The organism is Slackia equolifaciens (assembly GCF_003725995.1).
Classification (GTDB): Bacteria; Actinomycetota; Coriobacteriia; order Coriobacteriales; family Eggerthellaceae; genus Slackia; species Slackia equolifaciens.
Genome location: NZ_QIBX01000012.1, coordinates 1 through 11601, shown reverse-complemented (window position 1 = coordinate 11601; position 11601 = coordinate 1). Strand labels below are relative to the sequence as shown.

Sequence of the window (11601 nt, the reverse complement as noted above, 5' to 3'; positions counted from 1 at the left end):
CACCGGGGTGTCGTTCGCTGTTTCGTTCCGTGCCCCTAAGGTTTGATTTGTATTTTACGGTGGGTGCGGGGAGGCGTTCCACGCGCAGTTCCGCACGAGCCGAAAGCCACTTAATGTGACTTTCGTGCGAGCCAGGACTGTTTGAGCATGGAATGCCTCCCCGCACCCATCGCGAGTTTGGAAATCCTTCCTGAAAGGAGGGCTATTCATGAAGCAATCGAGTTCTAGCCGCAAAGTGAACGAGCAGGCGCGCGAAGCACTGGCGAACATCCTCCTGTTCGAGGTGAGCGACCCTCGTCTGCATATGGTCACCATCACCGGTTGCGAGGTCAGCTTCGACCGCAGCTACTGCAACGTTTTCTATACCGCCGAGCCCGGCCGCTACGACGATGCCGCTGCTGGCTTCGCCGCCGCGCGCGGGCGCATTCGCTCGCTTCTGGGCCGTGCGCTCTCGTGGCGCGTGACTCCCGAATTGCGTTTCTTGCTCGATGCGAGCGTCGACGAGGCCCAGCGCATCTCCGACGCCCTCTCGCGTGACGCCGAGCGCAACGCCGAATCGCACGGCACCGATGAGGCGCTGAAGGGCGAGGAGTAGGCGATGGCTGCTACCCCTCAAACCAATACAACGCTGTCGGCGATGGCGGACGAGATTAAAAAATACGACAATTTCGCGATCTGCGGGCATGTGAACCCCGATGGCGATTGCCTGGGGTCGCAGCTCGCGCTCGCTTTTGCGCTCAAGTCGATCGGCAAGCGCGTTACCTGCCTTCTGGCCAGCTCCAACCCGATTGAAGCCGGTCTGGGGTTTCTGCCCGGCATCCAGGAGATGGTGCCCGGGTCGCAGTTCGAGGGCGACGTGCGGGCGTTTATCGCATGCGACGTGCCCATCCCCGAACGTATGGGGGAGGGCGCTCGGGTGCAGGAGCGCGCAAAGGTCAAATTCACCATCGACCACCATGCGGTGCCCCAATCGATGTCCGACTTCAATTACGTTGATCCCGATAGCCCCGCCACAGGCATGCTCATCTGGCAGCTCATCAAAGAGCTGGGTGTTGAGCCCACGCCCGAGATGGCGATGTGCTGCTATGCGGCCCTCATGACCGATACGGGGCGTTTCCAGTATCAAAACACCACGGCAGACGCATTCATTGCCGCCGGCGAGATGGTTGCCGCGGGCGCCGATCCCTCGCTTGCGGCGCGCGAGGTGTACCAGTCGCGTACGAGCGCATCCATCCAGCTCGAACGCATCATGCTCGAGAACATGACGGTCTCTTCCGATGGGCTGTGGGCGCTTTCTTACGTGTCGCTCGCCGATTTCGAGCGCACGGGGGCGGTAAAGGCCGATGCCGAGCCGCTTATAGACACGCTGCGCTCGCTGAAGGGCGTGAAGGTAGCGTGTATGCTGCGTGAGCAGTCCGAATGCGTGCGCGGAAGCCTGCGCGCCAAGGGCGACGACCTTGATGTGGCCGAGCTTGCGCGGTCGATCGGGGGCGGCGGACACAAGGCGGCGGCCGGGTTCACGTTCGAGGGCACGCTCTCCGATGCCCGCTGCGAGCTTTCGACGCGCTTGGACGCGCTCTGCGAGGCGATTCGATGAAGCGAGGCCAGAGCGGCATCTGCTGCATCGTGGGTATCGATAAACCGCGGGGCAAAAGCTCTCATGATATCGTGAACGCCGTGCGCCGTATTTTCGGCGAGCGTCGCGTGGGCCATACCGGCACGCTCGACCCGCTTGCCACCGGCGCGCTCGCGATCTGCGTGGGTCCGGCCACGCGTCTTGACGCGTACATGACCGCGCACGACAAGACGTACGAGGTGCGCATCGCGTTCGGCGTTGCCACCGACACCGATGACGCGGAGGGCGAGCCCATCCGCACGGCGCCCGTGCCGCCCGAGGTATGCGATCCGGCTTTTGCCGCCGATTACGTGCGTACGCTCGTGGGGCATCATCGTCAGCTGCCGCCTGCGTATTCCGCCATCAAGCGCAACGGCGTGAAGGCGTACGAGGCGGCGCGTGCGGGCAACATCGTGCAGCTCGAGCCGCGCGATATCCAGATCTACGATGCCGAGCTTTTGGGCTTGGAGACCGACCACGATGCCCCGTGTCTGTACTGGGACGTGCGCCTCTCGGTGTCGAAGGGCACCTATATTCGCTCGGTGGCGCGCGACGTGGGGGCGGCGCTCGGCACGGCGGCCCATGTGGATGCGCTGCGCCGCACGCTTGCCGGCAACCTCGATGTCGAGGACTGCGTATCGCTTGAGGCGCTCGAGGACCGCGGTTTGGATGCGGTGATCGACCCGGTGTATCTGCTGGGTTATCGCATGGCGTTTTTGGATGAGGCGCAGGCTGCGTCGGTGCGCAACGGACGTCAGCTCGTTCTGGACGATCTGGTCTTGTTCGAGCCTCCGCGCCGTTTCGACGAGAGCGACTGCGGACCTCGTCGCGGCGCGCGCAAAAGCTGCGATGCGCCTGCCCAAGGCGAGGTCGTAAGCCTCGTGTACGAAAATGAGCTCGTGGCCCTCTATGCGGCCGATGCGGCGCACGGCATTGCGCGCCCGAGCTGCGTGTTTTCTCAAGGAGTCATCCGTGGCAAAGGTTTATAAGGCAGATGAGACGTTCAACCACGAGCTGCTTGCGGGAGCGTCGTGCGCCTTTGGCGTGTTCGACGGCGTGCATCGCGGGCATCGCTTCCTCATCGGCGAGGCGGTCAAAACGGCGCGCGAATCCGGCGGCATTTCGGCTGTTCTGACGTTCGATATCGATCCCGACGAGCGCTTTCATGCCGAACGCCTCAAGAAGCTCATGAGCAACGAGCGTCGCATCGAGGCGCTCGCCGAAACGGGCGTTGACGTCGTGGTGGTTCTGCCGTTTACGGCGGAGTTCTCCTCGCAGGAGCCTTCCGCGTTTCTGGACGCCCTGTTCAAGGGCGCTGTGCCGTACGCAATGCATGTGGGAAGCGACTTCCGCTTCGGCGCACGCGCGGCGGGTACGGTGGCCGATCTTGAGGCGTGGGGCGCTCGCGACGGCATGCATGTATGCGCCCATGACCTCAAAAGCGCCGATGGGCGCCCCATAACCGCCACGCGCATCCGCCTTCTTCTGGCCGATGGGGAATGCGAGCAGGCGTGTGCCCTTCTGGGGCATCCGTACGTGTTCGAGGGCGCCGTGCTCAAGGGCCGCGGCGAGGGCACCGACATGGGTTTTGCCACGGCCAACATCTCGCTGCCTTCGATGATGCAGGTGCTCGGCGAGGCCGTGTATGCGGCCTATGCGACGGTCGACGGCGTGCGCTACAAGGCTGCCATGAGCGTGGGCGTGGCGCCTACGTTCGCCGATGCGACGGCCACGTGCGAGGTGCACATCCTTGATTTCGCGGGCGAGATCTACGGCGATATCATCCAGATCGAGCCGGTGCACTACCTGCGTCCCATGATCAAGTTCGAAAGCGTCGACGAGCTCATCGCCACCGTGAAGTCGAACATCCAATGGGTGCGGGAGAACCTTTAGGTTCTGCGGTTCTGCCGAGCTTCTGAACGGCTCGACGAGGTGTCGCCTGCTTGCGTTTCGGCCCTTGGAAGCGGGCGGGTTCAATTCATGACTCGAGAAACGAGGGGAGGGCGGTATGGCCGGAATATCTGAAGAGGACATTCGGCGCGTGCGCGAGGCGAGCGATCTTGTCGCGATTGCGGGGGAGCGCGTGCAGCTGCGCCAGCGTGGGCGCGACTTCTGGGGATGCTGCCCTTTCCACAACGAGAAATCGCCCTCGTTCAAGATCGATCCCACCACGCAGCTGTGGCATTGCTTCGGCTGCGGCGAGGGCGGCGACGTATTCAGCTTCGTCATGAAGATCGACGATTTGGGGTTCGTCGATGCGGTGCGCGAGCTGGCGCGCCGTGCGGGTATCCAGATCGCAGAGGCGCCCGGCGAGCGCGTCTCGCGCGGCAAGAAGGCGCGCCTCAAGGAGGTGTGCGAGGCCACCGCGGAGTTCTATCACTCGCAGCTCATGCGCGGAAAGGGCGGTTCGGTAGATGCGGCGCGTTCCTATCTTTCGGGCCGCAAGCTGGGCGGAGAGGTGCCCAAGAGGTGGAATCTGGGCTATGCGCCGGGCCGTGAGTCGCTCGTGTACCACTTGCGCTCTCTCGGGTTCTCCCCGCAGGAGATGATCGACGCCAATGTGGCGCTGCCCTCCAAGCGCGACGGCCGCCTGCGCGACCGGTTCTATGACCGCATCATGTTCCCCATCCGCGACGCCGACGGCGACACCATCGCGTTCGGCGGGCGCGTGGTGGGCAAGGGCGAGCCCAAGTATCTGAACTCGCAGGAAACGCCCATCTTCCACAAATCAGAGGTGCTCTTTGGCCTCGATATGGCGAAGGGAACCATGGCGTCTACCGGCGTGGCGATTGTCGTGGAGGGCTACACCGACGTGATCGTGCTTCATGAGGCGGGCGTGAAAAACGCCGTCGCCACGCTGGGCACGGCGCTCACCCTGCGCCATATACGCGCGCTGTCTCGCCACGCAAAGCACCGCATCGTGTACCTGTTCGACGGCGACGAGGCAGGGCAGAGGGCGGCCGACCGCGCCGCGCGCTTCGTGGACGAAAGCATGCTCCCCGAGGCGGGGCGTTCCCGCGTGGAGCTCTATGCGGTCACGCTTCCCGACAATCTTGATCCCGCCGATTTCGTGCAGCAGCGTGGAGCCGATGCCTTGAACGAGCTGCTGGAGCATGCGGTGCCGCTTCTGCGCTACGCTATCGACCGCACGCTGTCGCGCTTCAACGTGGCGGATTTCGCCGATCGCAGCCGCGCGTTGCCCGAGTGCCTGGGCCTGCTTGCGCCCATTAAGCAGTCGGTGCTCGCGCAGGAGTATGCGGGATATATCGCCGATCGCCTGCAGATGGATGCACAGACCGTGGTCGAGCGTCTTGCCTCCACGCCCGCACCGCGCCAGGCGTTCGAGCGCGAGGATGCGCAAGAAGCTCCGATGCCGCCCCGGCCCGCCATCCAGCTTTCTCCGCGCGAGCGCGAGCGGCTGCGCATCGAGCGGGAGTTTCTCTCGCTGTGCGCGCGTGAACCGCAGCTGGGCATGAACTACGCCGCCGTGCTGGCGCAGACCCAGTGGCGTCGTTCGGCCCACGCCGATATCGCCGCGGCGCTGTTGGCGTACCTCTCCGAGAACGCCCAGGCGAGTGCCGGGGATGTCGTGCGCGGGGTGGAGGGGCTGTGTCCGGGGTCTTCGTCGACGCTCACGCACGCCTCGACCTACGATGATTTCGAGCCTGCCGAGGTCGCGCAGTTTTTGGCGGAGGAGCTGGCCATCCGCGATATGGAAGATTCCGTGGTCGCATTGAACGTGCAGCTCAAGGATCCCTCGTCCATGTCTCAGGAGGATTACGACATGACCTATGCCGCCGTGGTGTCCATGCAAAAGGATCTCACGACCCTGCGGCGAGAGCATAAACCGCTCGGCGCCATCAACTAAAGAGCAACCGGGCGCCATCAACTAGGCGCGTTGGTGCGAATGAGCACCGGAATGCGCGAGGTTCAGACCGGGCTTCGCGCGCGATGCGTTTTTCTTCTGATGAGAAACGCATCGCCGGTGAAAAATATCGTTTAGCGTGCCATTATTTTGTGCTAATATTGATTGCTGTATCTTTAGGGCCATTGCGCCCATTTTCCGGAGGAAGGATAGCATCTGTGACTGCTGCCAAAGCGAAAGTAACCGGAGATTCCAAAAAGGAAAAGAACGTCGTCGACGACGCCGATATGACGCTCGAGGAAGACAAGATCGAGTCGAACCTCTCTGACGAGGATTTGCTCGAGGGCATTCCCGAGGAAGAGCTCAAGGCGGCCGAGGGCGTGGAGGTCAACCTGCCCAAGGTATCCTCGCGCTCCACGCGCATTCGTCGCCGCACGGCCGACGCGTCGGTCACCATGCTTACGGGTGACCCGGTACGCATGTACCTCAAAGAGATCGGCAAGGTGCCGCTGCTTAACGCCGCCCAGGAGATCGACCTGGCCATGAAGATCGAGGCCGGCGTTGCCGCCGCGGCAGAGCTTGAAAAGGCCGAGGACGAAGGCATCGAGCTCGATCGCCGCGAGCGTCGCCGCCTTACCCGCGTCGAGCAGGTGGGCTTGGACGCCAAGCAGCAGCTGATCGAGGCCAACCTGCGCCTGGTCGTGTCTATCGCGAAGCGCTACGTGGGCCGCGGCATGCTGTTCTTGGACCTCATCCAAGAGGGCAATCTGGGCCTCATCCGCGCGGTTGAGAAGTTCGACTACACCAAGGGCTTCAAGTTCTCCACGTATGCCACGTGGTGGATTCGTCAGGCCATCACGCGCGCCATCGCCGACCAGGCGCGCACCATCCGCATTCCGGTGCACATGGTGGAGACCATCAACAAGCTCGTCCGTATTCAGCGCCAGCTGCTTCAGGAGCTTGGGCGCGACCCTTCGCCGGAGGAAATCGGCGAGAAGATGGGCCTCACCGCCGAACGCGTGCGCGAGATCCAGAAAATCAGCCAGGAGCCGGTGAGCCTTGAAACGCCCATCGGCGAGGAGGAAGATTCCCAGCTGGGCGATTTCATCGAGGACGACGCCGCTATCGTGCCGCCCGATGCCGCAAGCTTCTCCATGATGCAGGAGCAGCTGAGCAAGGTGCTCGAGGGCCTGGCGGAGCGCGAGCGCAAGGTTATCATGCTGCGCTTCGGCCTCGAGGATGGTCACCCGCATACGCTCGAGGAGGTGGGCCGTCAGTTCGGCGTTACCCGCGAGCGTATCCGTCAGATCGAGAGCAAAACGCTCGCCAAGCTGCGCCATCCCAACCGCTCTGCGCGCCTCAAGGATTACCTGGAGGACTAGCGCTCCGGTCTTCGATCGCTCATCCAATCATACCTGCAAGGCCCGATGGCTTTCGTCATCGGGCCTTTCTGTGCCATGGGCGCGTATGTGAAAGGGCCCGACTCGAGTCGGGCCCTTGGTGGAATCAGGCTGCAGCCTGTATTGGGGAGGGAGGGGCGGCAGCCCGAGGATTCCGCATGACGTGGCGGTATGCGCTAGTCAAGCTCTCCGGAGGCGAGCTCTTTGCCCAGGCAGTAGGGGAGCGTGATGCAGCATGCGCCGTAGTTCATGCCCTCCATGGCGTAGGTGTAGGTGGCGGAATAGAAGTCGCCGATCATGCAGCCCACGTGGTACAGGCCTTCGATAGGCTCGTCGTTTGCGTCGAGCACGCGCAGATGCACGTCGCTTCGGCAGCCGCCCAGCGAGGTCAGCAGGCCGGGCGAGAACGGCGCGCCGTAGAACGGGCCGTCATCTTCGCCGATGCTGATCAGCTTGTCGGGGCTCTTGTAGAAGTCGGTGTCTTCGCCCTTCTCGCACATCTCGTTGTAGCGGTTGATGGTGTCGATGGTCTCGGGCGGAAGCCCCAGCGCCTCGATTACCTCTTCTCGGGTGTCGCCCTTCACGATGCCGAAGCCATCGAGGTCGTTATCCCAGCGGTCGATGACCTCCTCGGTGGTGAAGTACTCGCCCTGCGCGTAGTTGATGGCGCCCCAGGGGCCGCCCGCCTCAGCGCGGTTCTGACCCCAGATGGAGTAGCAGGTGCGGTTGGGCAGGTGCATGATGGTGGCGCAGGCCAGGCCGCCCAGCACATCCTCGTTCATGAAGCGGCGTCCGTCCTCGTCGACCATAAGGCCGGTGTGCGAGGTGTAGGGCTGATCGCCGGGCAGATTGGGACGGCCGAGCATGATGTTGTTGGGGGCCTTCTGCCAGGCGGCGCCCACCCACAGCTCCATCTGCTGGCCCTCGCCGGGCATGAGTCCGCCCATGGAAATGCCGATGTTGTAGTCGATGTCGGTGGTGAAGTCGCACAGCTCCAACGCCTCGGGGCAGTAGCGAGCCATCATTTCCTCGTTGTGCGAGTAGTCGCCCGTACCGAGGATCACGGCCTTGCTGCCCACGAACTTCACGTAGTCGCCGTCCGCATTGGTGGCGATGACGGCATCCACGCGGCCTTCTTTGCCGTTAGGCGTGCCGCCGCGCACGAGCATCTCGGCATGCACGCCGAAGCGCACGTCCACGCCAAGGTCCTCCTGGATGTAGCGGGCCATCTCCTCGGCGATGTATCCCTCGCCGCTGCCGATGGCGCCATGGAGCTCTTCGTCATCCACGTAGAACGCATGCGCCGCGGCGGGCGTGTACATGGGGTCGCCCTCTTCGTATACCGGGCCCGATTCGATGGTGGTCTTGATGCCGGCCTTAGCAGCGATCTGGATGATCCAGTTGATGGCCTCTTCGGAGTTGTTGTAGAACTTGTACCACAGCTCGGGTTTGAAGTTGCCGCCGTTGGCTGCGTACTGCATACGGTAGAACCACGTGGGATCCATGCGGGGCAGCCCCATCTCTTCCATGACGGTGGAGTAGACGCCGTTGTTCGAGCCGCCGCGCGACACGGGGCCGTCGGAGGCCGTGATGAGCGTTACGCCCAGGCCGTTCTCGGCGCATGACGCAGCGGCGCACATGCCCGCCATGCCGCAGCCGATGATGACGACCTCCGATTCGACGGTCTCGGTAATCTGGTCGTCGGATATGGCCTCGGGCGGAATCTCAAAGCTCCACTGCTGCGAGGCGGTATTGACGGCTTCGCCGGATGAGGTGGCGGCGGTCTCCGTTGTCTCCTCTGCCGATGTCGAGGGCGAGCACGCCGCAAGTGCGCTCGCGGCTACCACGCCGGCGGAAGCGATGGTTGCTCCTTTGAGGAATGTGCGGCGGTCGAGGTCTTTCTTCATGATTCCCTCCTTGTCTGTTCGCTCGAAGCATTGCGCTCCGAAGCGTTGCGCGGGGCAAGCCCGCTCCCCTCGGCGGATGAGTTGCGCATTTCATCCGCCCGGCCCGATGTTCGGGTCTGCCCTTATTTCAGCCTAGAGCGCTTATGAATGCTTCACATAGGGTGGGTGAGATTCGACCTAGGCGCCCTCAACGCTCTTTGGATCGGTTCGCCTCCGCGCGGTTCTGCTATCATCGTTGTAATGCAGCGTGAAGATGTGCGTATGCACGGGCGTAATGACGCGTGAAAAGGGAGAGTCATGCGTGCCGCCGCACGCTCGCAAAGCTGAAAACGTCACGGGAGGGAACGTTTTGGCTGCAAGGTCCGATGTGGGGAGCATGCCTAAAAAGATAGCCTGCATTTGCGCCGTAGTGTACGGGCTGTTCCTCATGTGCACGTCGGTGCTTCTCTGGGGTGGTTTCTTGAGCGTCGTTCCGGCGGGCTCCGACGCGGCCTATCGCGCGGCAAGCTACTTCGCCTGCGCCTTCGCCCATCCAATCGGGTTGTTCGTTGTGGCGGGCGCTGCGTATCTGCGCCCTTCGTCAAGGGCATGGCGGCATCCTGCGGCGGCGCTTGCGATGGTGGTCGCTGCAGGAGTGCTTCTCGGCTTTCAGGTTTGGCGTGATGCGTATCCGCCCGCAGTCGGCGCCGCGACGGGAGGGTTGCTCGGGTGCGCGAGCGCGTTCTTCTTCTGCGCTCTGCAGGAGCTCGTGGCGAATCTGCGGGTGTACGTCGCCGGAATCGTCGTGTTTTGCGCTGCGGCGATCAGCGCTCTGGCTTATCTCTTGATGGGCGCTTTGCCCGCCGATGTGCAGGTGTGGCTGGTGGCATTCGTATGCTTCCCGTTGGTGACGGCGTTTTGCGTGGCGGCGCGAAAGGTGGGCCCGGCGTTTCGCCATCCCATGTTTCAGGCCGCTCCGTCCAGCGGAGGCGATAAGATTCTGCGTGCCGCTATCGACCTATGGAGACCGCTGCTGTGCGTCGCGTTCTCGGCGCTTTTGATCGGCATCATCCGCGCCGACACGATCATCGACGGGGGAGCGCTGAATGGCGTGAACGACAGCGGCATGCTAGGGTTACTTCTTGCCTCTATCGTGCTGCTCGGCTGCTGGCGAATGATCTACACCCGCACCCTTCTCTCCAAGCTTCAACTGCTCATATTCCCTCTCATCGCGACTTCGTTTCTGCTGCTGCCGTTTCTCACGGGGCAGAGCCGAGGCTTGTTCGTTTCGATCGCGTTTACCGTGTTCTCTATCACCTCGTCGCTCATGGTGGTTACTTGCGCTCGCACAGCGCGCATGTATGCGCTGCCGCCCGTGCTGGTGTTTGGTGCATTTTCGGGCGTTGTCTATCTCTTTTTGGCATGTGGGGCGCTCCTGTCGTATTCGTTTGGCGGATTGAGAGAGGCTACCTCGCTTTGGTTGTTCGCGATTGCGCTCGTGGCTATCTATGTGCTCTCGATGGCGCTTACGCTGGGGCGCCGTCTGACCGACGGCGTTCGTCGCACTAAAGCTGCTCGCGACGTGGCGCGGGCGAGTGCGAAGACCAACGCGTTCAGCAACAGCTCCGTGCTATTGGGGGCCGTGGCAAACCGCGTCGGGGAGGCCAGAGGCGACGCGCGCCATGCGGGCGATGCCGCGTTGCGCGGTGAAGAATACGCCAGGCAGCACATGGCGGACGATGCTAAGAACGAGAGCGGAGGCGCAGCGTCGCGCACAAAGGGGGCTGTTGCACCGCGGATGCATGGAGATGCGGATCGTCGTGCGCCTCGGGAGCCCTCGGACCCTTCATCGGGAGTGGTGGGCCTCGAACGCAAATGTGCCGGGGTTGCTAAACATTACGGGCTTACTGCGCGCGAGACCGAGGTGATGACGCTTCTGGCGCATGGGCGCGATGTGGCTTTCATCGCCGATGAGCTCACGCTGTCAAAGAACACCGTGCGCACTCATGCCAAGGGCGTATTCTCCAAGATGGGCGTGCACTCCAAGCAAGAGCTCATCGATGTTGTGTATCTGTTTGAGGAATGATGACTTGCGTATATTCGGGTTTACGCTACAATAGTCGGGCTTTGCAACGGGCTCTGGGCCTGTAGCTCAACGGTGGAGCAGGGGACTCATAATCCTTTGGTTGTCGGTTCGAATCCGGCCGGGCCCACCAATCATCTTGCGTGTGCATGCTTCAAGATGACTCCGATAACGCCTGATGCGAAGCCTGCCTTGGCTTGTTTGCCCGATTTGATTGAAAAAAAATTCAAATTGGGGGTTGCCAAACAAGAGCGATGCGAGTATTATTCTTTCTCGCGCTTGAGGCGCAAACAAGTGGGCGTTTAGCGCAGCGGGAGCGCACTTCCTTCACACGGAAGGGGTCACAGGTTCAAATCCTGTAACGCCCACCATCATATTCCTCGGTAGCTCAACGGCAGAGCACTCGGCTGTTAACCGATAGGTTGTAGGTTCGAATCCTACCCGAGGAGCCACTTGAACTGAGAACCCGCTTCGGCGGGTTTTTTCATGCCCTAAATCCAGATTCGTGCGTTTGGCGGAGGGGTCGAGCCCTTGAGCGGTGCGCCCGCGCTGCCGCTTGCTGTTTTCGGCGGCTTGAACTAAAACTTAAAGGATTCTATAGAATCGTGCAGCTGACGTGTGCCATGGGACCGCGGACGTTTTCTTGTACATCCTACAGCACCGGATAGCCCAGCGCCGCGCGGCGCTCGTCCGGGGTGAGCCACCCGAGCTTCTGGGATATGCGCCCCTCGCGGAACCAGCGCATCCACTCG

Annotated in this window: 8 protein-coding genes and 3 tRNA genes; 10 read left to right on the top strand and 1 reads right to left on the bottom strand. The window is 62.5% G+C overall.

What is annotated here, in order from left to right:
• The first annotated feature begins 208 nt into the window (after positions 1–208).
• From rbfA to rpoD, 6 genes are all read left to right on the top strand, one after another.
• Positions 209–595 carry a 30S ribosome-binding factor RbfA gene (rbfA, locus tag DMP06_RS07225; RefSeq protein ID WP_123209073.1) on the top strand — a complete coding sequence of 129 codons (387 nt, stop codon included), beginning with the start codon at positions 209–211 and terminating at the stop codon, positions 593–595.
• A 3-nt stretch (positions 596–598) separates the two neighbouring features.
• A complete protein-coding gene (locus DMP06_RS07220) occupies positions 599–1597 on the top strand; it encodes a DHH family phosphoesterase (protein WP_123209072.1) in 999 nt (332 codons plus the stop codon).
• Complete coding sequence (truB, locus tag DMP06_RS07215; protein WP_123209071.1) at positions 1594–2604, top strand: tRNA pseudouridine(55) synthase TruB; 1011 nt, start codon at positions 1594–1596, stop codon at positions 2602–2604. The genes DMP06_RS07220 and truB overlap by 4 nt, the downstream gene beginning before the upstream one ends.
• A complete protein-coding gene (gene ribF / locus DMP06_RS07210) occupies positions 2588–3508 on the top strand; it encodes a riboflavin biosynthesis protein RibF (RefSeq protein WP_181443037.1) in 921 nt (306 codons plus the stop codon). Before truB ends, ribF begins: the two co-directional genes overlap by 17 nt.
• A 115-nt stretch (positions 3509–3623) precedes the next feature.
• Entirely contained in the window at positions 3624–5483 is a 1860-nt protein-coding gene (dnaG, locus tag DMP06_RS07205) for a DNA primase (protein WP_123209069.1), read from the top strand.
• Between the two features lie 215 nt (positions 5484–5698).
• Positions 5699–6862 (top strand): RNA polymerase sigma factor RpoD, encoded by a 1164-nt coding sequence (rpoD, locus tag DMP06_RS07200; protein WP_123209068.1) that lies wholly within the window; start codon positions 5699–5701, stop codon positions 6860–6862.
• A 194-nt stretch (positions 6863–7056) separates the two neighbouring features.
• Here rpoD and DMP06_RS07195 read toward each other — a convergent pair whose 3' ends face one another.
• Complete coding sequence (locus DMP06_RS07195) at positions 7057–8787, bottom strand: FAD-binding protein (RefSeq protein WP_123209067.1); 1731 nt, start codon at positions 8785–8787, stop codon at positions 7057–7059.
• 349 nt (positions 8788–9136) lie between these two features.
• Here DMP06_RS07195 and DMP06_RS07190 point away from each other — a divergent pair, with 349 nt between their 5' ends.
• The 4 genes from DMP06_RS07190 (at position 9137) to DMP06_RS07175 (ending at position 11301) form a co-directional block, all read left to right on the top strand.
• Positions 9137–10852, top strand: a complete 1716-nt coding sequence (locus DMP06_RS07190; RefSeq protein ID WP_245962423.1) for a helix-turn-helix transcriptional regulator — start codon at positions 9137–9139, stop codon at positions 10850–10852.
• Between the two features lie 55 nt (positions 10853–10907).
• Positions 10908–10982 (top strand) — tRNA-Ile (locus tag DMP06_RS07185).
• A 163-nt stretch (positions 10983–11145) separates the two neighbouring features.
• A tRNA-Val gene (locus tag DMP06_RS07180) sits at positions 11146–11220 on the top strand.
• Positions 11221–11226: 6 nt separating this feature from the next.
• Positions 11227–11301: transfer RNA gene (locus DMP06_RS07175), tRNA-Asn, on the top strand.
• The last annotated feature ends 300 nt before the right edge of the window (positions 11302–11601 follow it).

Coding starts and splice junctions, on each gene's coding strand:
- truB (WP_123209071.1), top strand. CDS start 1,594: ATGAAGCGAGGCCAGAGCGGCATCTGCTGCATCGTGGGTATCGATAAA.
- dnaG (WP_123209069.1), top strand. CDS start 3,624: ATGGCCGGAATATCTGAAGAGGACATTCGGCGCGTGCGCGAGGCGAGC.
- rbfA (WP_123209073.1), top strand. CDS start 209: ATGAAGCAATCGAGTTCTAGCCGCAAAGTGAACGAGCAGGCGCGCGAA.
- DMP06_RS07195 (WP_123209067.1), bottom strand. CDS start 8,787: ATGAAGAAAGACCTCGACCGCCGCACATTCCTCAAAGGAGCAACCATC.
- DMP06_RS07220 (WP_123209072.1), top strand. CDS start 599: ATGGCTGCTACCCCTCAAACCAATACAACGCTGTCGGCGATGGCGGAC.